The following is a 22,662-nucleotide window of genomic DNA, read 5'->3' as shown; positions in this document are numbered from 1 at the left end:
GCATGCTAATTTAGCGCCTGTGTGTCCGGCTGCGCCGGATCCAAGTCCGAGGGGGACGCTCATGCTGCGGCCAATGCATGCCCTGGTTCTTTCCTGCCTCGCCTTGACGCCCCTTGCCGGAGCGGCCCTGGGGGCGCAGGCGTCTTCCGAAACCTCCGACGACGCGGCCAAAAAGGCTGCGGACGATACAGCGAAGAAGGCCGCGCTTGCCGAGGCGATCAGCGTCTGCGACAAGGGCGCCGCCGTGCCGCTCGATCCCGAAGCCAAGGCGCCGCCTGTCCAATATGGTGAGCTCTTCCCGCAAGACTTCGATCTCCGCAAGCTCAAGACCCTGGCCGACAAGTGCCAGGCGGCGATGCTCGGCGCGCCGCAGGAAAAGCGGCTGACACTCGAATGGCTGCGGGTACAGGTCGCGCTTAACCAGGCGGGGCTCACCTTTCTCCTGCCGCAAATCAAGCTCATCGCCGACGGCGGCAGTCCCGAGGCGAATTATCTGCTCTACGAGGTCTACTCGGTGCATCGGCGCGACGGCGCTGACGCCGGTCCGCTACCTGTCTCGCGCGGCATGGCGCTCGAAGCCTTGCAGAAGGCAGGCGCTGCCGGCCATCTCACGGCGCTCGAGACACTGCTGCGCCAGTATATCGATGGGCCGCTGCTGCGCCGCGATGCGCACAAGGTGGTCGAGACCGCGCAACGCGTCATCGACGCGCCGGCCCAGGGCCAGTCGCCCGGCGAATGGGACAGCCAGTTCCGCGCTGCCATGCCGCTGCTGATCGCGCGGACGGTGCTGGAAAATGACGGGTTCGCCGCCGAGGAGCAGCAAAAGGCATTTCAGGCCATGGACGCGGATACCAAGGCCGGAACCACGGGGCCCGAAGCATCGGTGCTCGCCTATATCAAGGCGCTGCGGCTGGGACGCGGCACGCAGCCGGACGCTGCCAAGGCCAGGCAATTGCTGGAAGCGCGCGTCGCCAGCGATCAGTATGCCGTGCCGATGCTGGCCGACATGCTCGCCAAGGGCGAAGGCGGGCCGGCGGACGGCAAGCGCGCCATCGCCGCGCTGCGCGCCGCCACCAAGAACGTTGCCGAGGCCGGGCCGATGCTGGCCGGCCTGCTGCTCGACGGCAAATTCGTCGGCCGCCAGCCGCGTGAGGCGATCCGGTTGCTCAATGCCTCCTCGGACCTCGACGCCGGCATCAGGCTGGCGAAGCTGCTTCCCGACTATGACGGCTTTCAGATCGACAATCCGGACCAACTGATCGGGCGCCTGAGCGACGCCGCCGAGGCCGGCGAGCCAGGTGCTGCGCTGGCGCTGGCGCGGCTGCAGCTGTCGGACGATCTGCGGTTCAAGAACGAGGATGTGGCGCGCGCCATGCTGAAGCCGCTGGCGGATGCGGGTGACCGCGACGCGCTCTGGCTCTACGCCTCGACGCAATATGCCAATCTCGATTCGACCAGCTATCGCCCGTCGCGCCGCGACGACGGCCTGAGCGACGATCAATTGAAGGCCCTGATCGACGAAGGCGAAGCCAAGAAGGAGCAGCAGGCCTATCTGCTGCACGCAAAGCTTCTGCGCAAAGGCGTGGTCTATCCGCAGGATGACCAGAAGGCGACCGCGATGCTGATCAATGCCGCCAATCTCGGCGGCCTCGAGGCGATGGTGCTCCTGGGCGACGCCTATGACGACGGTCTCGGCGTCGACAAGAACCCGCGCGAGCGGCTGCATGCTTGGCGCGAGGCGGCGCGGCTCGGCTCGCTCACGGCAAAGAGCAAGCTCGCCAATGCCTTCACCTTCGACAGCTTTGACCACCTGATGACGCTGCGCGAAGGCATCACCGACCGCATCGCCCTTTACAATGATGGCATCGGCAGGATGGGCGCCGGTGTGTTCGGCGCCAACGACGCCGACATGGAACTGAGCGGCCTCTTTTCCGGACCGGCCTCCAGCGCCGGAAACGCAGCGATCGCGGCTGCGGTGATGGATGCCTTTCGCGAGGCGCCGGCCGGCCTCGACGACGACAATCTGGTCGGCATCGGCAAGGCGCTGCCCGACGATATCCGCGTCGCCATCGAGACGACGCTGAAGAGCGAAGGTTTCTACACTGGCGAGCCGAAAGGCTATTTCGGTCCGGACGCGCGCAAGGCGCTCGCGGCCTGGGTCGATGCGAAGGGTCCGCTTGGCGATGCTCCCAGCCCGCAAGCCGCAGCCGGGACACAGCAGGCCACGCCGGCTCCGGGCGTCCTCGACGCGGACCTCGTCAACCGCATCCGCGACAAGGTGTTTGCCCAGGCGCAGGCCGCCAAGACCGATAAGCAGAAGCTCGCCGCCATCAAGCAGCTCGGCATTCTCGCCCGCTATGGCGACCTGCCCTCGCGCTGGGTGCTGGTGCGCAACTACCATCAGGCGCGCGCCATCCGGTCGGTCGTCACGCCCGAGGAGATCACCCGCTACGCGCTGGATATACTGGTGTCGAAGCCCGAGGGCGTCGAGAAGCCGGAATTCGAGTTCATCTTCGACCTGACGCAGATCGCGCAGGATCGCAAATCCAGGATGGTGGGCAATGCCACCATTCAGGCGATCCGCGACGATCCACGCCTGCAGGACCCGCTGACGCTCGGGGCCGTCATGAACCAGTTCGCGTTTGCGCCGGACGCTTGCGACTCCGTGCTCGCTGCTGCGAAGAAAGCCGGGCTCGACGGCGTTGGTTCGGAGGGATGTGACGAGGACACGCGCTCGGCCCTCATCGCCTTCGCCAAGGACAAGGGCGCCGCCGGTGTCGAGGCAGCGGCGCGCAAGGCGGCCGTGGATGAGGTCAAGGCGCTGGACGCGAAGGCGGCGAAGTAGTTAGAGCGCCCTGAGCCAGACCTTGTTGTCATGGACGGCGGCGCCGCCATAGGGCGCCGGGGCATCGGCGCCGGTCAGCACATTGATGCCCTCGCCGCGCTCATGCGCACTGTTCGGCCAGATGCCTTCGGCGATCACCACGCCGCGTTTCACGCCGTTGAAGAACTTCGCGTGCAGCACCAGATCGCCGCGCCGGTTGCCGACCTCAACACGGCCGCCATCCTCGATGCCGAGCGCCGCTGCATCTTCGCGGTGGATAAGCAGTTCGGGCCTGCCTTCCTTGGCCCTCGATACCGGCGTCTCGGAAAAGCTCGAATTGAGGAAGTTGCGCGCCGGCGAGGTCGCCAGCCGGAACGGATGCTCCTCGTCCGCCACCTCGATCAGCTCGACATGATCCGGGAATTCCGGCAGCCGCTCGATGGGGCCGAACAGGCCCATGCTTTTCGGCGGCCGGTTGGGCGCCGACTGCCCAGTCCAGTTGGGCCGGAAGTGAAACTTCTTGTCGGCATGGCCGAAGCCGTTGATGAAATGCGCGTCGTCGAAGTCGGGCTGCAGGTCGACCCACTTCAGTTCCCTCAGACTCTCGAAGCTGCCAAGCCCGCGCTTGCCGAGGATGATGTCGATATGCTCGCGCTCGGTCAGGCCGAAGCCTGGCCTGTCGCCGACGCCCAGCCGCTTGCCGAGTTCTTCATTCAAGGAGTGGTTGGTGCGCGGCCCTTGCGGCGGCTCGATCAGCTTGGGGCCGAGGGTGATGTGCTGGTTGCCGCCGCCCTTGTAGATGTCGTCATGTTCCAGAAACATCGTCGCCGGCAGCACGACGTCGGCAAGCTTGGCGGTATCGGTCATGAACTGCTCATGCACGCAGGTGAACAGGTCCTCGCGCAGAAAACCCTGTTTCACCAGCCGCTGCTCCGGCGCGACATTGGCCGGATTGGTGTTCTGAATCAGCATCGCCGTCACCGGGGGCCCGCCATAGAGCGCGTCCTCGGCGCCTGTAAGCACCGGGCCGATGCGCGAATGGTCGAGACAGCGGATGTTCGGATCGCGCATCGCGGTGCCTTCCAGCACATCCTGGTTCAGCTTGAAGATCCCGGAGTTGGAATGGAAAGCGCCGCCTCCCTCATACTGCCAGGCACCGGTGACGGCGGCGATGCAAGAAGCAGCGTGCATGTTGATCGAGCCGTTGCGCTGGCGCGCAAAACCGTAGCCGAGGCGGAAATAGGTTTTCTTCGTCGTGCCGACGATCTGCGCGAAGGCCTCGATCTCGCCCACAGAGAGCCCGGTGATGGCGGCGGCCCATTCGGGCGTGCGGGTGCGCAGATGCTCTTCCAGCCCGCGCGGGTCGTCGGTGTATTTTTCCAGAAAGGGGCGGTCGGCGAACCCGTCGCGGAACAGCACATGCATGACCGCACAGGCGAGCGCGCCGTCGGTGCCGGGCTTCAAGACCAGGCCGAGATCGGCCTGCTTCATCGTGGCATTGTCGTAGATGTCGATGACGATGATTTTCGCGCCGCGTTCTTTCCTCGCCCTCGTCGCATGCGTCATGACATTGACCTGCGTGACCACGGCATTGGTGCCCCAGATCACCACACAGTCGGCCTTGGCCATCTCGCGCGGATCGGGACCGCGCAGGGCGCCCGCGCCCATCATCCAGCCAGTCCAGGCAAGATTGGTGCAGATCGAGCCGAAGAAGCCGGAGTATTTTTTCGCGTGGCGAAGCCGTTCGATGCCGTCGCGCTGCACCAGCCCCATAGTGCCGGCGTAGAAATAAGGCCAGACGGTCTCTGAGCCGTATTTCTCCTCGGCCGCAATGAACTTCTCCGCCACGAGGTCGAGCGCCGCTTCCCAGCTTGCTTCCTTCCAAGCGCCCTCGCCCTTGGCGCCGGCGCGCACCAGCGGCTTCAGCAGCCGATCGGGATGATGGACACGGTCGGCATAGCGCGCGACCTTGGCGCAGACGACGCCCGCCGTATAGCTGTTCGCCTTCGCGCCATGCACGCGACCGATACGGTCGTCGTCGAGAAGCTCGACTTCGAGCGCGCAGGTGGAAGGACAGTCATGCGGACAGGCCGAATGGCCGATCCGGAGCTTGGCGTGCTGGTTCATGCGGGGTGTGTAGCGGGTTTTGGGAGGGAGGTGTAGGGCCAGAGACAATTAGCCGATCTCCCCCCTCGTGGGTAGATGAGCTAATCACTCCGCAATCCCTTCCTCATACTCCGCCGACATCGTCAGCCACTTGTCCTCGTTGAGCGCCAGCGTGTGGGCAAGCTGCGATCGCTCCTTGGCCAGGCGCGTCGCGGTCGAGGGGTCCTTCTCGTAAATAGCCGGGTTGGCGAGCTCATCCTCGATCAGGTCGATGCGCTTGCGGATGCGGTCCATCAGCGCCTCGGTGGCGCGGATTTCCTTGGCTAAAGGTTCGAGCGCTGCGCGACGTTGCGCCGCCTCGCGGCGGCGGTCGGCCTTGGAGGCCTTGTCCGCTTCCTTCTGCTCGCGGCGATTGGACGAGACGCCGGTGACGAGCGTCTTGTAATCCTCGAGATCGCCGTCATAGGGATTGACCGCGCCGTCCTTGACCAGCCAGAGCCGGTCGGCCGTCGCCTCTAGCAGATGCCGGTCGTGCGAGATCAGGATCACCGCGCCCGGAAAATCGTTCAGCGCATGGATCAGCGATTCACGGCTGTCGATGTCGAGATGGTTGGTCGGCTCGTCCAGGATGAAGAGGTTCGGGCCCTCGAAGGCCGATAGTCCCATCAACAGTCGCGCCTTCTCGCCGCCGGACAGATCCTTGGCCGCGGTGTTCATCTTCTCGGTCGAGAGGCCGAACTGGGCGACGCGGGCGCGCACCTTGGCTTCCGGCGCGTCCGGCATCAGCCGGCGTACATGCTCATAGGCGCTTTCCTCGGGACGCAGATCGTCGAGCTGGTGCTGGGCGAAGATCGCCACCTTCAGGCCGGGCGCAACCGTCATCGACCCGGTCTCGGCCTTCAGCCGGCCGGCGAGCAATTTGGCGAAGGTCGACTTGCCATTGCCGTTGGCGCCGAGCAGCGCGATGCGATCGTCGGCATCGATGCGCAGCGTCATCTTCTTCAGGATCGGATTGCCCTCGGTGTAGCCGACATTGACGCCGTTCAGCGCCACGATCGGCGAGGCAACCGTCTTCACCGGCTCGGGAAAGGAAAATGGCCGCACCGTGTCGTTCGCCACTGCGGCGATCGGCTTCAGCTTCTCCAGCGCCTTCAGGCGCGACTGCGCCTGTCTTGCCTTGGAAGCCTTGGCGCGAAAACGCTCGACGAAGGATTCCATATGCTTGCGCTGCGCTTCCTGCTTGACGCGACTTTTCTCCTGCAGCTCGCGCTGCTCGGTCAGCTGGCGCTCGAACTGGTCGTAGCCGCCGCGCCAGTAGGTCAGCTTCTTCTGGTCGAGGTGGATGATCGAATTGACGGCGCGGTTGAGCAGGTCGCGGTCATGCGAGATCAACAGCACCGTGTGCGGATATTTGGAGACATAGTTCTCCAGCCACAACGTGCCTTCGAGATCTAGATAGTTGGTCGGCTCGTCGAGCAGCAGAAGGTCGGGCTCGGAGAAGAGCACGGCTGCGAGCGCAACGCGCATGCGCCAGCCGCCGGAGAAGGACGAGGCCGGGCGCTTCTGCGCGGCATCATCGAAGCCGAGGCCGGCAAGGATGGTGGCGGCACGGGATTCGGCCGAATGCGCGTCGATGTCGGCGAGCCGGGTATGTATCTCGGCGATGCGGTGCGGATCTGTCGCTGTCTTCTCTTCCTCAAGCAAAGCCTGGCGCTCGACATCGGCTTTCAGCACGATCTCGATCAGCGGCTCCTCAGTGGCGGGCGCCTCCTGCGCCACCTGGCCGATGCGCGTGTTTTTGGGTAGGCTGATCGAGCCGGTCTCGGACGGAAAATCGCCGGTGATCGCCTTGAACAAAGTGGTCTTGCCGGTGCCGTTGCGGCCGACGAGGCCGGCCTTGGTGCCGGCCGGCAGGGTCAGCGAGGCATGATCGAGAAGCAGCCGCCCCGCCATGCGCAGCGTAAGGTCATTGATGATAAGCATAGGCGGGCTTTTGCACGGGACATCGGCGCTTCGCAAGAGCCAGCGCCATGATGAGGGCTCGCACGGACCGGTCGTCAAAAGCCCGACGGATTGGAACCAGTTGCCGGCCGGAGCGTTTTGCAGCCCGTGATCCGCTATCTCGCCCTCGCCTTCATCTTCTTCCAGGTCGCCACGACCACCGCGCTGGCGACGCAGGTGGTTCTGTTCGAGAGCGAGACCGCTCCGATTGCGCTTCCAGTTGAAGCGACGGGCGGGGCATCGACACAGCCAATCTCCCCCCTTATGGGGCGCACGACGGAACACCTGCTGATCCAGATCGACAGCGGAAAACAACTTCGCCCGTCGCCCATGAACGACTGAGAGGCTGGCTGGGCAGCGCTCCCACCGCCCTGCCGGGCATCTCTCGCACAAGCCGGGAGATTGTTCACTCCCGGCTTTCGCCAATCATCGCCGGTCGCACTTTGCTTGCCACATCATAGATTTGGGGTTGATCGCCGCCATTGTCTCAACCTATGATGGCACAAGCGCGGGGCTGCTTCAAACAGAGGGCAGATCATGTCGGGCAAGACCTCGCTCCTTTCGGGCTCGCTGGCGGTCGCGATTTTCGCAATCGCTGCCGGGCTGCTTCTCACCGCATCCGCGGCCCGCGCGGCAGCCATTGACTGCGCGACGGCGAAGACTCAGGCCGACCTTGCCACCTGCAGGACCGCGAATGCTGCTTCGGCCGACGCTGGGCTCAACGCTGTCTACAAGGCGCTGGCGGCACGTCTCGCTCCCGCCGACCTTAAGCGCCTTCGCGACGCGCAGCGCGCCTGGATCCCGTTCCGCGACAAGGAATGCGCCTTCCGCACCCAGCCCTATGCCGATGGCTCGGTCTATTCGACCCTGGTCGAGACCTGCAAGGCGGAGCTGACCAAGGCGCGCCTGGCGCAGTTGCAGCACCAGTTGCAATGCCCGGAAGGCGATCTCTCCTGCGTGCCGCAAAGCGGCGGCAATGCCGCGCCTGCGACAGCTGGCGCCGCGCCTGCTGCGGCTAAAGCCCCGCCCGCGAAACCCGCCGCTGCCCAGGCTAGCCAGAACGATACGAGGCCATGCGCGCAATCCGCCGGCAAGGCGAAGTCGGACCAATATGTCTCGCAATGCGTCCAAGTTTCGCCGGCGACCAACCCGCCCTGCAATGGCCAGAACGCATGCAGCATGATGATCGACGAGATCAAGCGGGGCTGCGCCATGATCGGCAAGGACAATCCGCCAACCTTCTGTTCCGCGTATAAGGGGTGAGAGAAGCGCCCCGCCCTGCCTGCCTGCCGCACGAGACCGTCCTTCCCGGTGGGAAAGGCAGGCAGGCCAAGCGGGCGGACCACAAGTTCAGCTTCGGCTTGTACTCAGGCCCTGCGCGGCCAATACCATGAAAGAAGGGCCAAAATCTCCGCGGCCGGCGGTTGTGCTTGTCGAAAATCGATTTCAGTTTTCGTCGCCAACTGTAAATCTATGATCGCGGGGTGAGTCGTGCGTGGGCGCCAATGAGAAACTTGGCCTCAACAATAACTTGGCCTCAAAAATCACTTGGCTATGTCAGGAGCTCACGATGGGCGAAGCGGTCAACGATCTGCGAACGCTGAGATATGTGGCCGAGATCGCGCGGGGGCTGGCAAAGATGCTCTCGCACACGCGCTACCAGATGCTCGTCTATTTTCTTGAAATGGCCGCCGTCGAGGCGGACAGCCTCGCCGCCGCGCAACATCGCGATCGCGACGACCCGAGCAAGCCGCCACCCCGCAACTGATGCCGGGCGTTCGGCGCATTTGCGAAAACCACCTTTCCGGATCGCGGATTAAGTCGAAGCCTTGTCAGTCTTTGTTTGGCGCATGTGGTTGACCCAGTATCGCTGCGCGCTTCCAGGCGACATGCATCAATTGCTTTTTCTCCAGGCCGCCCATGCGGTCCAAGATGGCGAGGCATTTCAGCCGCCGCGCCTCGATGACCCACGGTCGTCATGCTCGAGAATGGCGCGCTCGAACTCGTCCAGCGCGCTGAGCGCGGTGCGCAGACCGGCGGAGGGACGCCCAACGAAAACAGCAATGTGCCGAGAACTGTGCGGATGGCCGCGCCATGACGATGGCGCGGCGTCATTCATTGCCTCATGCAGCAGCTGAAGCGCGTCGCGATCTTTCAGATTCGCTCCATGCGCTTTAGGTCTTAGATTTTACGCATGTCTTTATCCCGAGACCGGTTCCCATTGTCGGGAGACATGCTTTAGGTCCGGCCTCAGGCCTTGCCCTTGCGCTTTCCCTTGCCGGCATCACCGCCGGCCGGCTTGCGGCCGAGGCCGGAAGATTTCGCCAGCGCCGAGCGGGTCGCCGAGTAGCTGGGCGCCACCATCGGATAATCGGCAGGCAGACCCCATTTGGCGCGGTATTCGTCCGGAGTCAGGCCGTGATCGGTCGCAAGGTGGCGTTTCAACGACTTGAACTTCTTTCCGTCCTCCAGGCAAACGATGTGATCCGGGAAGACGGAACGCTTCGGGTTGACGGCGGGTGTCAGCGCCACCGCCTCCTTGACGACGCTGCCGCCTGCGAGCTTGCGCACCGAGGCGCTGACGCTGGCGATCAGATCAGGCAGGCCGGAAGCTGGGAGCGGATTGTTGCCGACATAGGCGGAGACAATGTCGGCGGTCAGTTCGATTGCAGTCTTATCGTCGATGTTGGACAATTTTTTCACCTTCTGCCGGCCCTCAAATCGCCAGCTTGTTTTTAAGACTTTTGTCGGTGTATCGAATTGGACAAGCCCCCCAACGGACCGTCCAGAGTCAGTAAAGCTACGCGACTCAATACGGGGTTATGTTTCTCCGCGGGCTGCAAAGACGCAAGTTAGGATTTCTAATAGCTATAACAGATGCTTTATAGCACCGGCGGTCCGGGTGGATACGTATAACCTCCGGTTGCACTCGGTCGACCAAGCAAGTTGCTGAAAAATCGAAGTTCAGGCCAAGTCTGGCCACGGTAACAACAATCCGCCGGCTTGATGTGGGCCATTCGCGATTCGGCAGCACCAGGGGAAATCGCTCATTTGGCGGCGACGCCGCGCCTGACATCCGCCGAAGGGCTGTCCGCCAGGATTTCCAGCACGCGTTTCCAGCGCGCGCAGCGGCCAAAGTCCTTTTGCTCGATAGCCTTTTCAGCCTTCATGGCTGCATAGAGCGACGCTTCCGCGCCAAATTCCCTCACCAGCCAGTGCGCCTCCCGCCTGGCGCGGCGTTCGTCCTCGTCAACGGGCATTCTGGACATCATGCCTGGTCTCCGTACCTTCGATGCCGACCGCTAGGCAGCTGCCAATGACGAGGGAGGCGCCGGCAACAGCCGTCATCGACAGGCTTTCGCCTGACAAGGTCAGCAGAAACGTGGAAGCGATCGGCGTCAGATAGGCAACGACCGCTATCCTGCCGCCGTGATCGAGCTCTGCTGCGCGCGACCAGAAATAGTAGCCGAGCCCCATCGGGCCGGCGCCGAGATAAAGGCCGAGCAGGAGATGCGCGCCGCTCGGGCGCACGAGGCCGTCATGCAGCCACCAGGCAAGGGTGAGCGCGACGCCGATCAGCGCCGAGGGCAAAAGCAGGCGTTCCGGCGAAACTCCAAGGCGGCCGACAGTAAGCGAGTAGACGGCCATGCAGAGCGCCGAGCCGAAAGCGGCGAGACAGCCGACGACGCTGGCGCCTTCGAACCAGGCCCTCTCGAACCAAAGATGCGCGCGGCCTCCGGAAATGACCAGCGCCACGCCGGCGAAGCCGACAGCGGCGGTCAGCCCGAGCAGCAGCGGCCGGCGCGGCCGGCCCAGCAAGATAACCGCCGCGACGGTCATCAGCGGCCAAGTATAGGCGACGAGGTTCGCCTCGATGACCGGCATCGAGGCGAAACCGATATATTGCAGCACCATGGTGCCGACCAGACCCAGGAAGCCGACTGCGTGGGCGAGCGCAGACGTCCCCTTCTCATCTTGAAGGAGAAGGTGTCGCCAAAGGCGACGGGGGGCTGGACGGAGTGAGGCTTTGACACTGTCAGGCGCGAGTGGCAGACGGGACAAGTCCCGTTCCTTCCAACAGCTCTCATCCGTTTCGGCGCTACGCGCCGATCCACCTTGCCCCACAAGGGGGGAAGGAGAAGTGCTCATCAGCCGGATCAGCGCAAACACGAAGGCTGCCCCGCAAAATTGCAGGAACTGCACTTGCGACACCGGATAGAGGGCAAGCAGCGTCTTGCCGACCAGGGCGTTGGTTGCCCATAGCGCCACGGCGCCGAGGGCGAAAGCCAGCGCCGCCGCGGGGGCGGCGCTGGAGCCGTTTTGACCGTCCCGCGCAACCGGGCCGAGGCTCAGCGACGCTGGGGGCGGCTGGCGCTCGACCGGATCGTCGGTCACTACCACGACTCCCGTGCCCCTCTGGAAACCGCCTCAACGGCCGGCTGAGGAGGCATAGGATGCTCCCCGGCATCGCGGCGATAGGCGGGCAGCTGGTTGGTCCAGACATCCTCCGCCAACTCGTTCACCCAGGCACGGTCATGGTCGTTGTCGGCAGCGAGGTAGAACAGGCGGTTGTCGTCGACATAGGGCCTGATCGTCGAGCGCTGGTTGAGCACCAGAGTGACGCGCTCGCCGAGCTGGATCGGCGCGGTGCGGTGGAGCACACCCAAGAATTGGCCGAGCGTGGCGTAGTTCATCTTGTGGTCGATGCGCATGATCTTGTTGCGCGGCAGGTCGCGGCCGGACTCCAGGATCGAGCGGCCGGTCTCGGAATCGTCGCAATAGATTTCAAGATGACCGCCGATGAGAGGGTCGCTGATCGACAGCGGGATCAGCTCCGTCACTGGAACGCCATCGCAATGCCATTCGACGGCGCCGTCCCTGGGGTTCATGAAGGTGACGGTCGAACCGACGATCGACAGCGGATAGGGTTCGAGCTCGGTGCCCATCATGTCGGACAGCCTTTCCAAGCGCAGCTTGTCGTGTAAAAGCTCTTTGATCTCCGGAATATAGCGGTCGGCGCCCGTGATAAAGGTGAGGTCGAGGTGTTTGTGAACGGCATGGCTGGCCTTCAGCTTCAGTGCGGCTTCCTCGATCGCGGAAAGCAGAGCAGGGTCGTAACCGTGACGATACTGGGCGACGCCGAAGGTCGAGACTTTCCAGGCGGTCTCATGACCAATGATGGCCTCGCGGCTCAGCGCACAACGCAGTTCGGGAATTGTATGGGCGTTCATTGTACTTTCTCCAAGATGGGGGCAACACTTGGTTAAAAGTCATTTAAAGGCCCACCCCTGTAAATTTAGGAATGCTGGTGGTAGCGTAAGCCCAGCTTAAGGTCGAAACCCCGTGCGTCTGCTCAGTCAGGTCAACCTCAACTCGCTGAAAATCGTGGAGAGCGCCGCGCGGCACCGGAATTTCACCCGCGCCGGCGAGGAGCAGTTTATCACCGCTTCTGCCGTCAGCCAGCGCGTGAAGAGCCTGGAGGACCAGCTGCGCTTCAAGATCTTCGAGCGCGGCGGCAACGCGGTATCGCTGACGCCGGAAGGCGAGGCCTACGTGGCGCGCGTGCGCGAGGCGCTGGAGCGCATCGTGGCGGCCAGCATGGAAGCCACCGGCCAGTCACAGGCGCATGTGCTGCGGATCTGCGTGCTGCCGACCTTCGCGGCGCGCTGGCTGTTTCCCAGGCTGATCACCTTCCAGCGACAATATCCCGACATCGAGATGCGGGTGTCGACATCCTACGCCACGCATGAATTCTCGACCTCGGAATATGATCTCGAGATCCGCTACGGCGACGGCAATTTCCCAGGCCTCACCTCGGACCTGCTGTTCAAGGAAGACCTGACGCCGGTATGCAGCCGCAAGCTGTTTCACGACGTGTTGGGCGACAAGCCGCTGTCAAGGGTGACGCCGGAAGACCTGCGCTTCTTCACGCTGCTGCATTCCGACACCTGCACGCAGAACTGGCAATCGTGGCTGGGCTTTGCCGGCGCGAGCTTCGTGCTTGGCCAAACCAGGAGCGTCTATTTCGATTCCTGCATGATGTCTTACGAAGCCGCCAATGCCGGCATGGGCTTTGCCGTCGCCAACCGTGCCTACATGGCAAGCGACATTCGCGCCGAGCGGCTGGTGGCTCCCTTCGCGGTCCACCATCCCAACACGGCGGGCTGGTACTTCGTCAGCCCCATCAAGGCGCTCGGCGCCCGCAAGGTGGAGTTGTTCAAGCAGTGGATCCTGGCTGAAGCGGCGCTGACGCAGCGCCAGCTCGACACCGAGATCGCCGGCGGACAGCCGGGGCGCGCGGCCTAAGCAGCGCCGCTCGCGAACCTTCAGGACTTTCCGGGTATTTCCACTGACTGTAGCCGGCTAGCGCGATCGCACCATGACGTAAGGCCGAGACTCAGCTATGTTGGATTGCGCGGCGGGCCTGATTTTCCCGCTTGGCCGGCGCTATCCAGCTTCCTCCCAAGCAGCGCCGGCCTTCTTCGTTTCAGGCCGATGACAATTCAGCCCGCCCTGCCCTATTGCTTCGGCGCCGTACCCTGCTGGTCACCGCCCGTAGTCGATTTCGGCACCGGGTTCTTGTCGACCTGCGGGTTCTGGTTGACCTCATCGCCCGGCGCCTTGGTGGGTTGCACGCTGCTGTCGCAGGCGGCGAGCACGAGCCCTGCCGCAAGAGCCAGCAGCACAGGAAGCTTCTTCATGACGACCTCCTCTCGTTCGCCCCTTTCATGAATGCAAACGAGGCGGTGGCGGTTTGGTTGCGCGTGAGGGGGGAACCAACCGGCCCACGCCCGGTTGGAAGCCAATCGAACCGCATGAGGAGACGATGATGATCCGCCTGCTACTTACCGGCCTTTTCGCCTATACCGCCTATCGCGTCGCCGTCAGGATCATCGACGAGGTGCCTGGCGATGTCGCGCCGCTGGACATGCCGGGCGATGAGAGGCGCGCGCTGCGGCGCCAGTCGGCGGCGATGGGAGTGGAGCCGAAGCGGTAGTTGCCCTTTCCTTATCCCCCGGACGTGGCTGGGGGATGCACACATCTTCTGTGGGGGCGCTGACTGATCGACCTGAGGCTTGATTGCCACGTGGTTCCCCCAATCCGTCGCTGCTTCGCAGCGCCACCTTCCCCCCTCCGGAGGGAAAGGAAGGGAGCATTGCTGGACGAGCGTTGCCGGAAAAAAGGCATGGGCGCCTTTCCTCTACCCCGTCGATGGGGGAGAGGTGGCTCGGCGAAGCCGAACGGAGCGGGGGTCGACCAGCGCTCCGTTAGACAGTGCATACGCCAACCCGCGGCCGGCGCATCCCCTCTCCGGCCGCGGCAATCTCTCCCCGCTAGCGCGGGCTAGGAAATTATTGCGAACAAAGCAGAAACGATGCTTGATGGGCGATGAACATCGCCGCTCGTGATTCGTCCTTCGAGACGCCTGCCTATCTTGCCCGGCTGAATGACGAGCAAAGGCTGGCGGTAGTGCATGGCGACGGCAAGGTGGCGGCACCTCTGCTGGTGATCGCCGGCGCCGGTTCCGGCAAGACCAACACGCTGGCGCATCGCGTCGCCCATCTCATCGTCAAGGGCACCGATCCGCGCCGCATCCTTTTGATGACGTTTTCCCGGCGCGCCGCGGCCGAGATGGCCAAGCGGGTCGAGCGCATCGCCGGCGAAGTGCTAGGGCGCGACGCGGCCATCATCGCCGACGCGCTCGCCTGGGCCGGCACGTTTCACGGCATCGGCGCCAGGCTCTTGCGCGACTATGCCGAGCAGATCGGGCTCGATCCGGCCTTCACCATCCATGACCGCGAGGATTCCGCCGACCTGATGAACCTTGCCCGACACGAGCTGGGATTGTCGAAAACCGAAAGCCGCTTCCCGACCAAAGGCACCTGCCTGCAGATCTATTCGCGTGCGGTGAACGCGCAGGCGCCGCTCGGCGAAGTGCTGGGCTCGGCCTTCCCCTGGTGCGCGGCATGGGCGGAGCAGTTGAAGGAGCTGTTCGCGGCCTATGTCGAGGCCAAGCAGGCGCAGAACGTGCTCGATTACGACGACCTGCTGCTCTACTGGGCACAGATGGCGGCCGAGCCGGAAATCGCCGCTCACCTCGGTTCCCGCTTCGACCATGTGCTAGTCGACGAATACCAGGACACCAACCGCCTGCAGGCCTCGATCCTTCTGGCGCTGAAGCCGGACGGCGCGGGCCTGACGGTGGTGGGCGACGACGCGCAGTCGATCTATTCCTTCCGCGCGGCGGAAGTGCGCAACATCCTCGATTTCCCAAAGCAGTTCGCGCAGGCAGCGGCGGTCGTCATGCTGGAGCGCAACTACCGCTCGACCGAGACGATCCTTGCCGCAGCCAACAGGGTGATCGGCGAGGCCAGCGAACGCTTTACGAAGAACCTTTGGACCGAGCGCCGGTCCTCGCACAAGCCGCAGCTGGTCAGCGTGCGCGACGAGGCCGAGCAGGCGAATTATGTCTGCCAGGCGATCCTGGCCGAACGCGAGGCCGGCACGGCGCTGAAGTCGCAGGCGGTGCTATTCCGCACGTCGAGCCATAGCGGACCGCTGGAGGTGGAGCTGACGCGCCGCAACATCCCCTTCGTCAAGTTCGGCGGGCTGAAATTTCTCGACGCCGCGCATGTCAAGGACATGCTGGCGATGCTGCGCTTTGCCGAGAACCCGCGCGACCGCGTCGCCGGTTTCCGCGTGCTGCAGCTGATGCCGGGGATCGGCCCGTCCGCTGCCTCGCAGATCGTGGATGCCATGGCGACATCGCTGGACGAGACGCTCGGCCTTGCCCGCTTCCGGCCGCCGCAGCGCGCCGCGCAGGATTGGCCGGTGTTCCTCGACATCTATAGCGGGCTGCGAGCCGGTGCCAAATGGCCGGCCGATCTGGAACGGATCAGGCTCTGGTACGAACCGCATCTGGAGCGCATCCATGAGGATGCGATCACGCGCCGCGCCGATCTCATCCAGCTCGAGCAGATCGCTTCGACCTATCCGTCGCGCGAACGCTTCCTGACCGAGCTGACGCTCGACCCGCCCGACGCCACCAGCGACCAGGCCGGGCCGCCGCATCGCGACGAGGATTACCTCATCCTGTCGACCATCCATTCGGCTAAGGGCCAGGAATGGAAGAACGTCTTCGTGCTGAACACGGTCGATGGCTGCATCCCGGCCGATCTCGGCGTCGGCACCAAGGAGGACATCGAAGAGGAGCGCCGGCTGCTCTATGTCGCGATGACGCGAGCCAAGGACAGTTTGCACTTGGTGGTGCCGCAGCGCTTTTATCCGCACAACCAGGCGGCGCGCGGCGACCGCCATGTCTATGCCTCGCGCACCCGCTTCATCCCGGCCTCGATTCTTCCGGCCTTCGAACAGTCGTCCTGGGCGAGTGCGGCGCTCAAGGACGACCCGCGCCAGCGGCCGGGCGTCAAGGTCGATCTCGGCGCCCGCATGCGCGGCATGTGGAAATAGGGCTCGGCTTAGCGGAAACCAAAGGTCAAGATCGGCGTTCTTCGAGGCGATTGGCCGGAATTGGCCGCCCCTGGTACAGGAACCCGACGATGGACCCGACGGCCGTGGCTATGATCCTGCTTTCCTGCAGTGCTGAAATGCAGACCTGCCGCGTGGCCGATACGCAGCCGGCCATCTATGCTAACATGGACCAGTGTGCTGCCGCCCTCCCCGTTCGCCTCGAAGGCACTGGGATGGTCGGCAGATGCGAACCCGTGACGGGCGTTGCTCCAGGCAACAAGGTCGCCGTGGTGCGCGTCGTCAGAGGGAGCGGCTCGCGCGCGGTGTCGACGGATTATCTGGTGCAGCGCCTTGAAGATACCCACAGTCGATAGCGATATATATTGTTATATATGCCAGTATCCGAAATAAACCGGGAGGGTGTCGAAATCCCCATTGCAACAATTTCTTTGTTCAGGTGAGAGTTGTGGAACATATCCGCAGCTTTGTCATTTCTGTACGCAATACTTTATTCGAGGAGTTGGATATGAAGACCCTTATACTCGCTGCCTTGGCCGCTGCCATTTCGCTGTCGACCCTCTCCGCAACCACCGCGCCGTCCCAGGCCGCCAGCGTGGTGATCACCACGGACAATGGCAGCATGCGGCATGACGACCGCTACTGGCGCCATCATCATCGCGACCGCGACCACTGGCGTCATTGGAAGCACGCCCGCAAATGCCGAGTGAAAATCGAGAAGCGCTGGCGCCACGGCCACGTGGTGGTTCGCAAGGTGAAGATCTGCAGATCCGGTAACGACTGGTAGTAACGCCGGCCGGATTCGGGCGGGCGTGCGCGGGCTGTCGCTTTCGAGGAGCCGCAGCCCGCAGCGTTTTCAGTCGGCAAGGGACGGACCGCGCTTGCGACGGGCGAAACGCGACGCGGAACCTTCTCGCGACGAGGTGCGTTGTGAGGCGTCCTACCCCAAGACCGGAGGGGGCAGCCCCGCCACCGTCCGTCCCATTTTTCGAGAGGTCCGAATGCACGACAGGATGTTCTTCACCCCGGTCGCCCTTAGCGTGGGCGCCGGCCACAAGCGCATGATCGCCTCGCTGTTTGACATGCATGACTTCCTGACCGAGTTTCCGCCGTCGCGCCGGCGCCTCAGCTACGGCGCCGCGGTGAAAGCCTGCGAGGCCGCGCGGGCCGGAGAAATCCCGGCCGAGGCCGCGCGCGATGCGCTGATCACCTTCTGACCGCTGGCATTCTGTGGCCGTCGGACCAGCCGATCGTCTCGGTGAAGCCGGTCGCACGCGGCTATGGCGGGTTTGCCGCCTGACTTACGGCAAAAGACCATCTTCCCGGGCCCGCCGCCTATGAACTGCCCCGGGTCGGTTCACTTAACGAGAGGCCTTCCATGCCATTATTCCGGCTTGCGGCGGCCGGGGCCTCGGCGAGCGGCGCGGCCGGTGCGGCCGCTGCCACGAGGGGATAGACGAGCTGCTGGTGGTAGAGCTGCGGCACAGGCTCGTCGACACCGTATTTTTCCGGCATGCGCGGCGGCATGAACAAAGTGCCGCCGATCAGGTCGAGAAAGGGCAATTGGCCCGCGAAGTTCTTGTCATAGGCCTCGCGTTCGTTGGCGTGGTGCCAGTGATGGAACTGCGGCGAAGCAATCAGCCATTTCAGCGGCCCGAACCTGATGCGCGTGTTGGAGTGGATGAACACCGACTGCCAGTGGTAGATCAGCACATAGATGAGAACCGCCTCGGCGGAAAAACCCAGCGCGAACAGCGGCAGGAACGAAGCCGACTTGGTCAGGATCTGGTCCACCGGGTGCACGCGGTGCGCGGCCAGCCAGTCCATCTCCTCGATCGAGTGGTGAATGGCATGGAAGCGCCACAGGAACGGCACCGCATGGAAGGCGCGATGGGCAAGGTAGAAGCCGATATCGGCGATGAGCAGAGCCTCGATCGCCTGCAGCCACACAGGCTGCGACTGGACGGCGGCGGTGAGCGCCTCGGGAACGATACGCTGCGCCAGCAGCATCGCCACTCCGACCACCAATACTATACCCGCCTTGATGACTATGCCGTTGAAGAGCAGATAGAAAAGGTCGTTCAGCCAATGCCGGCGCGTTGCCGACTGCTCGCCATGCAGCGGCAGGAGCTGCTCCAGCGGGATGAAGATGAGGGCGATGATCAGCACCGCCTTGAAGTCGATAAGATCGAACACGGTCGCTCGCGGCTCGGCTGAGGTCAGCCGCCGACACTAGCCGCCAAAGGATGAACGGACCGTTGATGGCGCCCAGGGACGCCTAGTGCATGGTGCCGCCGGCATCGCCAGCCATCCCGCTGCGCTGGCTCTCGAAGCTCACCTGGTCGCGGCCGTTGGACTTGGCCTTGTAAAGATGGCGGTCGGCGACTTGGAACATATCGTGGTAGGTGGTCGGGCCGCTGAAGGCGATGCCGCCGATGCTGACCGAAAGGGGCCACGGCCGCCCGTCGGGCGCAAACTCGGCCTCGCGGATGCGGCGCCTGATGGATTCGGCGACCAGGAAGGAGCGCGTGGCATCGGCGCCGGGCAGGAAGACCGCGAATTCCTCGCCGCCGATGCGTCCGACAATGTCGGCGCCGTGCACTTGCCCCTTGATGGTCGTGGCGATCAACCTGAGCGCCTGGTCGCCACAATCGTGGCCCAGCCGATCATTGATCGACTTGAAATGGTCGGCATCGACGATCAGCAGCGCGCCGGTATCGGCGACCGTTTGGTCGCGTGCCTGGTCGAGATAGGCCTCGACCAGCATCGAGAAGGCGCCGCGGTTGAAGACTGCGGTCAAGCTGTCGGTCGCGGCGATGACGCTGAGCTCCTTTTGCGTGATCGCCAGTTGGCGCATCTTCCACATCAGGAAGAACAGAAAGGAGCCGCCCAGGAAAAGCGGCAGGAAAAGATCCGTGAGCTGGGCCCACAGCAGCGCCTGCGGCGACAGCGAGGGAAAATTGAAGGAATCGACGAAGAAGGCTACGGCAATGAAAAAGGCTGTGCCGGCGGCCGTGACCACCACGACCCTGCCCCAACTTGTCGGGGACAAATCGATGCGCATGCCATTGCTCCCACTGCTACCAGTTTATTGTGGAACGGGAGCGCAAAGGAAGTCCTAACATATTAGCTTCAATGCAAGTGTGGTTAACAGGCCGTCGGAACCGCCCGTGATGGCAGGCAAGCCGAAAGCCCGCCCCCAAAGACCGCAGGCTTGACGACTGGCCGGAGGTTCTCGTCGAGGCACCGCCGGCTGCAGCGGGCGATGCGGTAAGTTTCAGAGTTATTTCTGCAATAATATTTCTTAGTTCTTGTTTCTATACCTAATTATTAATTAACTATTGACTTTTCATTAATATCTAAAAACTGAGGCATGAACAACCGCTTTCTCGCACCAAGCACCATTGGCAACGAAACCACGGCAGAAATTGCGGATTCCCGGAGCTACGCTTCAGGCGTAAGCGCGTCCTTCCTCGGAGCGCTGGAACAGCGCCAGATCGAGCGGCACCGCGGGGCGGCCGAGCACGGTAAGCACCATATGCGCCTGGCCGCGATGATGGGTCTGGTGGTTGAAGAAATGGCTCAGCGCGGGCGCCACGCGTTGCGAGACAGTTCGCATGTCGGAGAGGGTCATATAGGAGAAGCGGCCAGCGAGCGCCTTTTCGCTCATGCCGCCGACCCAGTCGATGATCCGCCTGTCCTCCGCCTCGCGCGCGCTGTGCAAGGGTGGCAGAGCCTTGTAAAGAATGGCGTCAAGGGAAGACGGCGCCTGTCCCTCGCCGGTGAAACGCTTCATCCAGATTCGATCAGCGGTCAGGATATGGTTGAGCGTTCTCATCATCGAGCCGAAGAAGGCGCCGGTGTCGCGGTTGAATTCCTCGTCGCTGAGGTGGGCCGCGGCATCGTAGAGACGCTGGTTGGCCCATTGATTATAGGCCGCAAACATCATGAAATGCTGTTTCATCATCCACCGGTTCGCCACGAATCCTGGCTCTACGTAACCCGCAGCAACGGACGCGCCAATGACCATTCTTCTCTACGACCTTGTCGGCCACGACGCCGAACGCCCGTTCAGTCCGCATTGCTGGAAGACGAAGATGGCGCTGGCGCATAAGGGGCTCGCCGTCACCAAGGTGCCGACGCGCTTCCTCGAAGTGCCGAAGGTCGAGGGCGGTGCGTCGAAGACAGTGCCCGTGATCCGCGATGGCGAGCGCGTGGTGGCCGATTCCTTCGCCATCGCGCTCTACCTCGACGAAGCCTATCCGGATCGGCCGACGCTGTTTGCCGGCGATGGCGGCAAGGCGATGGCGCGCTTCATCGAGCGCTGGTCGCAGTTGACCATCCACCCCTATGTCGCGACGGTGGCGCTGACCGACCTGCATGACATGCAAGACGAGCCCAACGCCGCCTATTTCCGCGCAAGCCGCGAGCAGCGCTACGGCAAGCGGCTGGAAGAGGTCGTGGCCAAGCGCGATGCCGGGCTCGCGGCCTTCCGCGCCGCGCTGGAACCGCTGCGCTCGACGCTTGCCTACCAGCCTTTCATCGGCGGCGAGGCGCCGCTGTTTGCCGATTACATCGTGTTCGGTGCGCTGCAATGGGGGCGCGTCGCCTCGCCTTTCCAGTTGCTCGACGACAGCGACAGCATCACTAGCTGGTTCGAGCGCTGCCTCGATCTGCATGGCGGTATCGGGCGGCAGGTCGCGGCGGCGGCGTGACGGCCGTCGGAATTGCCATGCTGCGTTATGAGATGCAGGCCGGTATCTGGGTCTACCCCGGCAAGGGCGGCTGGCATTTCATCACGCTGCCGTCGGATGTCGCGGCGCGGATCAAGGCGGCGATGGCGGGGCTTGCGCGCCCCTGGGGCTCTCTCGGCGTCACCGCGGTGATCGGCGAAACCCGGTGGCAGACATCGCTCTTCCCAGACAAGACGACCGGGAGCCTGCTGTTGCCGGTCAAAGCGTCGGTGCGCCAGCGCGAAAGCCTCAAGGCGGGCGATGAGCCGACACTGACCATTGAGATCGTGCTCTAGCGTCTACTTCGACGCGCCCTTGTCACCCGCCTCCCCATTCGGCGCATCGCGATTGGCGAGCCTGACGCAGATCGGATCGCCCTCCGCCATGCGTGCACATTGCCATTCCGGGCCAAAGCCGAAATTCCGCTCGGCGCGTCGTGGAAAGAAAAGCAGGGCAAGGGCGACAGCGGCGCAAAACGCTGCGATAAAAAGAAGGCCGGCCATATCGCCGCGCGTGAGATTGCGCCGGTTCATCGCCTCAGGCTCCGCGCTGCCGCAACGCGCCTGGGTTCGACGCGAAGCACGTTCGCAGCCGTTTAATTATCCCGCAAAGCGCCCGCCTTGGCCAGAAGCCGCCTCCCCTTGGCAAGCCGGCGGGCGGCTTGTATAGAGCCCGCCACTCCAATTTCCATTCCCAAGAACAAGGACGACCCTATGGCGATCGAACGCACCTTCTCCATGATCAAGCCGGACGCGACCAGGCGCAACCTGACTGGTGCCATCACCAAGATGCTGGAAGACGCCGGCCTGCGCGTCGTCGCATCGCGCCGCGTATGGATGAGCCGCCGCGAGGCCGAGGGTTTCTACGCCGTCCACAAGGATCGCCCGTTCTTCGGCGAGCTGGTGGAATTCATGTCGTCGGCGCCCACCATCGTGCAGGTGCTGGAAGGCGAGAACGCCATTGCCAAGAACCGCGAAGTGATGGGCGCCACCAACCCGGCAAACGCCGCCGAAGGCACCATCCGCAAGGTGCATGCGCTGTCGATCGGCGAGAACTCCGTGCATGGCTCCGACGCGCCGGAGACGGCCGCGCAGGAGATCAAGTACTGGTTCTCGGACACCGAGATCGTCGGCTGAGTCAGCTGAAACCTTCCAGAATTCAGAAGGCGGCCCCGGGGCCGCCTTTTTAACATGGGTGAATGCGTGACCGACGCAGCGCCCTATGGTGCCGGTCTGGCGATAGAAGGCTCCCCGCCCCCGCGAGCTTCTGTCATGCTTCCGTCCAACAATGGAGGATGCGATGATCGGCCCTCATGTTTCCAAGAGCGGCATAGCCTATCCGGACGATCTCGTCCTGCTGAAGCGCATCTATGACCAGGTCTGCGTGGAGCGGGGCATTGCCCGCGGCAGTTCCGAGGCATCAGACCTGGCGATCGAAGCCATGAAGCTGTTTTCCGCCGGCATTTTCGACGAGGATACGATCGGCCGCCGTCTTCGCCACCGCTAATCG

25 protein-coding genes are annotated in these 22,662 nt (G+C 63.6%); 14 read left to right on the top strand and 11 right to left on the bottom strand.

Annotated elements, in window-relative coordinates:
* The first annotated feature begins 61 nt into the window (after positions 1–61).
* Positions 62–2,845 carry a hypothetical protein gene (locus tag P9272_RS22220; protein WP_278162185.1) on the top strand — a complete coding sequence of 928 codons (2,784 nt, stop codon included), beginning with the start codon at positions 62–64 and terminating at the stop codon, positions 2,843–2,845.
* Here the strand turns inward: P9272_RS22220 and P9272_RS22215 are convergent, their stop codons facing one another.
* Both P9272_RS22215 and P9272_RS22210 read right to left on the bottom strand, forming a co-directional pair.
* Positions 2,846–4,951, bottom strand: a complete 2,106-nt coding sequence (locus tag P9272_RS22215; RefSeq protein ID WP_278162211.1) for a molybdopterin oxidoreductase family protein — start codon at positions 4,949–4,951, stop codon at positions 2,846–2,848.
* A gap of 84 nt (positions 4,952–5,035) precedes the next feature.
* Positions 5,036–6,913: an ABC-F family ATP-binding cassette domain-containing protein gene (locus P9272_RS22210; protein ID WP_128257740.1), complete on the bottom strand. Its 1,878-nt coding sequence runs from the start codon at positions 6,911–6,913 to the stop codon at positions 5,036–5,038.
* Between the two features lie 126 nt (positions 6,914–7,039).
* On the opposite strand from P9272_RS22210, the gene P9272_RS22205 reads away from it, so the two are divergent.
* From P9272_RS22205 to P9272_RS22195, 3 genes are all read left to right on the top strand, one after another.
* Complete coding sequence (locus tag P9272_RS22205; RefSeq protein WP_128257739.1) at positions 7,040–7,273, top strand: hypothetical protein; 234 nt, start codon at positions 7,040–7,042, stop codon at positions 7,271–7,273.
* Positions 7,274–7,468: 195 nt separating this feature from the next.
* Positions 7,469–8,194, top strand: coding sequence for a lysozyme inhibitor LprI family protein (locus P9272_RS22200; RefSeq protein WP_278162184.1), 726 nt, complete (start codon positions 7,469–7,471; stop codon positions 8,192–8,194).
* Positions 8,195–8,501: 307 nt separating this feature from the next.
* Positions 8,502–8,699: a hypothetical protein gene (locus P9272_RS22195; RefSeq protein WP_278162183.1), complete on the top strand. Its 198-nt coding sequence runs from the start codon at positions 8,502–8,504 to the stop codon at positions 8,697–8,699.
* Positions 8,700–9,181: 482 nt separating this feature from the next.
* On the opposite strand, the gene P9272_RS22190 is transcribed toward P9272_RS22195, so the two are convergent.
* The 4 genes from P9272_RS22190 to P9272_RS22175 form a co-directional block, all read right to left on the bottom strand.
* Positions 9,182–9,625 carry a MucR family transcriptional regulator gene (locus P9272_RS22190; RefSeq protein WP_112125551.1) on the bottom strand — a complete coding sequence of 148 codons (444 nt, stop codon included), beginning with the start codon at positions 9,623–9,625 and terminating at the stop codon, positions 9,182–9,184.
* 353 nt (positions 9,626–9,978) lie between these two features.
* Positions 9,979–10,203 carry a hypothetical protein gene (locus P9272_RS22185; protein ID WP_278162182.1) on the bottom strand — a complete coding sequence of 75 codons (225 nt, stop codon included), beginning with the start codon at positions 10,201–10,203 and terminating at the stop codon, positions 9,979–9,981.
* A complete protein-coding gene (locus tag P9272_RS22180; protein WP_278162209.1) occupies positions 10,181–11,284 on the bottom strand; it encodes a DMT family transporter in 1,104 nt (367 codons plus the stop codon). The genes P9272_RS22185 and P9272_RS22180 overlap by 23 nt, the downstream gene beginning before the upstream one ends.
* 41 nt (positions 11,285–11,325) lie before the next feature.
* Positions 11,326–12,162 carry a hypothetical protein gene (locus tag P9272_RS22175; RefSeq protein WP_278162181.1) on the bottom strand — a complete coding sequence of 279 codons (837 nt, stop codon included), beginning with the start codon at positions 12,160–12,162 and terminating at the stop codon, positions 11,326–11,328.
* A gap of 112 nt (positions 12,163–12,274) precedes the next feature.
* Between P9272_RS22175 and P9272_RS22170 the strand changes: the two genes are divergently transcribed.
* Positions 12,275–13,237, top strand: coding sequence for a LysR substrate-binding domain-containing protein (locus P9272_RS22170; RefSeq protein WP_128257736.1), 963 nt, complete (start codon positions 12,275–12,277; stop codon positions 13,235–13,237).
* A 212-nt stretch (positions 13,238–13,449) separates the two neighbouring features.
* On the opposite strand, the gene P9272_RS22165 is transcribed toward P9272_RS22170, so the two are convergent.
* The gene (locus P9272_RS22165; protein ID WP_128257735.1) at positions 13,450–13,632 is read right to left on the bottom strand and encodes a hypothetical protein; all 183 of its coding nucleotides are present in this window, start codon (positions 13,630–13,632) and stop codon (positions 13,450–13,452) included.
* A gap of 128 nt (positions 13,633–13,760) precedes the next feature.
* Between P9272_RS22165 and P9272_RS22160 the strand changes: the two genes are divergently transcribed.
* The 5 genes from P9272_RS22160 (at position 13,761) to P9272_RS22140 (ending at position 17,637) form a co-directional block, all read left to right on the top strand.
* Positions 13,761–13,928 (top strand): hypothetical protein, encoded by a 168-nt coding sequence (locus P9272_RS22160; protein WP_278162180.1) that lies wholly within the window; start codon positions 13,761–13,763, stop codon positions 13,926–13,928.
* 392 nt (positions 13,929–14,320) lie between these two features.
* Entirely contained in the window at positions 14,321–16,402 is a 2,082-nt protein-coding gene (locus P9272_RS22155; protein WP_278162179.1) for an ATP-dependent helicase, read from the top strand.
* 89 nt (positions 16,403–16,491) lie between these two features.
* Positions 16,492–16,776: a hypothetical protein gene (locus P9272_RS22150; protein WP_128257733.1), complete on the top strand. Its 285-nt coding sequence runs from the start codon at positions 16,492–16,494 to the stop codon at positions 16,774–16,776.
* A gap of 152 nt (positions 16,777–16,928) precedes the next feature.
* A complete protein-coding gene (locus P9272_RS22145; RefSeq protein WP_128257732.1) occupies positions 16,929–17,207 on the top strand; it encodes a hypothetical protein in 279 nt (92 codons plus the stop codon).
* Positions 17,208–17,421: 214 nt separating this feature from the next.
* Entirely contained in the window at positions 17,422–17,637 is a 216-nt protein-coding gene (locus P9272_RS22140) for a DUF982 domain-containing protein (protein WP_278162178.1), read from the top strand.
* Between the two features lie 118 nt (positions 17,638–17,755).
* On the opposite strand, the gene P9272_RS22135 is transcribed toward P9272_RS22140, so the two are convergent.
* The 3 genes from P9272_RS22135 to P9272_RS22125 form a co-directional block, all read right to left on the bottom strand.
* Positions 17,756–18,616 (bottom strand): sterol desaturase family protein, encoded by an 861-nt coding sequence (locus P9272_RS22135; protein ID WP_128257730.1) that lies wholly within the window; start codon positions 18,614–18,616, stop codon positions 17,756–17,758.
* 82 nt (positions 18,617–18,698) lie between these two features.
* Positions 18,699–19,484 carry a GGDEF domain-containing protein gene (locus P9272_RS22130; protein WP_278162177.1) on the bottom strand — a complete coding sequence of 262 codons (786 nt, stop codon included), beginning with the start codon at positions 19,482–19,484 and terminating at the stop codon, positions 18,699–18,701.
* A gap of 387 nt (positions 19,485–19,871) precedes the next feature.
* Positions 19,872–20,384, bottom strand: a complete 513-nt coding sequence (locus P9272_RS22125; RefSeq protein ID WP_128257786.1) for a DinB family protein — start codon at positions 20,382–20,384, stop codon at positions 19,872–19,874.
* Positions 20,385–20,442: 58 nt separating this feature from the next.
* On the opposite strand from P9272_RS22125, the gene P9272_RS22120 reads away from it, so the two are divergent.
* Both P9272_RS22120 and P9272_RS22115 read left to right on the top strand, forming a co-directional pair.
* On the top strand, positions 20,443–21,135 hold the full coding sequence (locus P9272_RS22120) for a glutathione S-transferase family protein (protein WP_278162176.1): 693 nt from the start codon (positions 20,443–20,445) through the stop codon (positions 21,133–21,135).
* 17 nt (positions 21,136–21,152) lie between these two features.
* A complete protein-coding gene (locus P9272_RS22115; protein WP_128257727.1) occupies positions 21,153–21,449 on the top strand; it encodes a DUF1905 domain-containing protein in 297 nt (98 codons plus the stop codon).
* 3 nt (positions 21,450–21,452) lie between these two features.
* Here the strand turns inward: P9272_RS22115 and P9272_RS22110 are convergent, their stop codons facing one another.
* A complete protein-coding gene (locus P9272_RS22110; protein ID WP_278162175.1) occupies positions 21,453–21,686 on the bottom strand; it encodes a hypothetical protein in 234 nt (77 codons plus the stop codon).
* 180 nt (positions 21,687–21,866) lie between these two features.
* On the opposite strand from P9272_RS22110, the gene ndk reads away from it, so the two are divergent.
* Entirely contained in the window at positions 21,867–22,289 is a 423-nt protein-coding gene (gene ndk, locus P9272_RS22105) for a nucleoside-diphosphate kinase (RefSeq protein WP_041010781.1), read from the top strand.
* 163 nt (positions 22,290–22,452) lie between these two features.
* On the top strand, positions 22,453–22,659 hold the full coding sequence (locus P9272_RS22100; protein WP_128257725.1) for a hypothetical protein: 207 nt from the start codon (positions 22,453–22,455) through the stop codon (positions 22,657–22,659).
* The last annotated feature ends 3 nt before the right edge of the window (positions 22,660–22,662 follow it).

Source organism: Mesorhizobium sp. WSM4976 (assembly GCF_029625685.1).
Taxonomy (GTDB): domain Bacteria; phylum Pseudomonadota; class Alphaproteobacteria; order Rhizobiales; family Rhizobiaceae; genus Mesorhizobium.
The sequence above is the reverse complement of the archived record's forward strand: the minus strand, read 5'-3'. Positions and strand labels throughout refer to the sequence as shown.

Excerpts from the sequence above, each read along its gene's own strand:
- P9272_RS22220 (WP_278162185.1), top strand. The coding sequence starts at position 62 with ATGCTGCGGCCAATGCATGCCCTGGTTCTTTCCTGCCTCGCCTTGACG.
- P9272_RS22215 (WP_278162211.1), bottom strand. The coding sequence starts at position 4,951 with ATGAACCAGCACGCCAAGCTCCGGATCGGCCATTCGGCCTGTCCGCAT.
- P9272_RS22210 (WP_128257740.1), bottom strand. The coding sequence starts at position 6,913 with ATGCTTATCATCAATGACCTTACGCTGCGCATGGCGGGGCGGCTGCTT.
- P9272_RS22200 (WP_278162184.1), top strand. The coding sequence starts at position 7,469 with ATGTCGGGCAAGACCTCGCTCCTTTCGGGCTCGCTGGCGGTCGCGATT.
- P9272_RS22195 (WP_278162183.1), top strand. The coding sequence starts at position 8,502 with ATGGGCGAAGCGGTCAACGATCTGCGAACGCTGAGATATGTGGCCGAG.
- P9272_RS22185 (WP_278162182.1), bottom strand. The coding sequence starts at position 10,203 with ATGATGTCCAGAATGCCCGTTGACGAGGACGAACGCCGCGCCAGGCGG.
- P9272_RS22175 (WP_278162181.1), bottom strand. The coding sequence starts at position 12,162 with ATGAACGCCCATACAATTCCCGAACTGCGTTGTGCGCTGAGCCGCGAG.
- P9272_RS22165 (WP_128257735.1), bottom strand. The coding sequence starts at position 13,632 with ATGAAGAAGCTTCCTGTGCTGCTGGCTCTTGCGGCAGGGCTCGTGCTC.
- P9272_RS22160 (WP_278162180.1), top strand. The coding sequence starts at position 13,761 with ATGATCCGCCTGCTACTTACCGGCCTTTTCGCCTATACCGCCTATCGC.
- P9272_RS22155 (WP_278162179.1), top strand. The coding sequence starts at position 14,321 with ATGAACATCGCCGCTCGTGATTCGTCCTTCGAGACGCCTGCCTATCTT.
- P9272_RS22150 (WP_128257733.1), top strand. The coding sequence starts at position 16,492 with ATGGACCCGACGGCCGTGGCTATGATCCTGCTTTCCTGCAGTGCTGAA.
- P9272_RS22145 (WP_128257732.1), top strand. The coding sequence starts at position 16,929 with ATGAAGACCCTTATACTCGCTGCCTTGGCCGCTGCCATTTCGCTGTCG.
- P9272_RS22140 (WP_278162178.1), top strand. The coding sequence starts at position 17,422 with ATGCACGACAGGATGTTCTTCACCCCGGTCGCCCTTAGCGTGGGCGCC.
- P9272_RS22130 (WP_278162177.1), bottom strand. The coding sequence starts at position 19,484 with ATGCGCATCGATTTGTCCCCGACAAGTTGGGGCAGGGTCGTGGTGGTC.
- P9272_RS22125 (WP_128257786.1), bottom strand. The coding sequence starts at position 20,384 with ATGAAACAGCATTTCATGATGTTTGCGGCCTATAATCAATGGGCCAAC.
- P9272_RS22120 (WP_278162176.1), top strand. The coding sequence starts at position 20,443 with ATGACCATTCTTCTCTACGACCTTGTCGGCCACGACGCCGAACGCCCG.
- P9272_RS22115 (WP_128257727.1), top strand. The coding sequence starts at position 21,153 with ATGCTGCGTTATGAGATGCAGGCCGGTATCTGGGTCTACCCCGGCAAG.
- P9272_RS22110 (WP_278162175.1), bottom strand. The coding sequence starts at position 21,686 with ATGAACCGGCGCAATCTCACGCGCGGCGATATGGCCGGCCTTCTTTTT.
- ndk (WP_041010781.1), top strand. The coding sequence starts at position 21,867 with ATGGCGATCGAACGCACCTTCTCCATGATCAAGCCGGACGCGACCAGG.
- P9272_RS22100 (WP_128257725.1), top strand. The coding sequence starts at position 22,453 with ATGATCGGCCCTCATGTTTCCAAGAGCGGCATAGCCTATCCGGACGAT.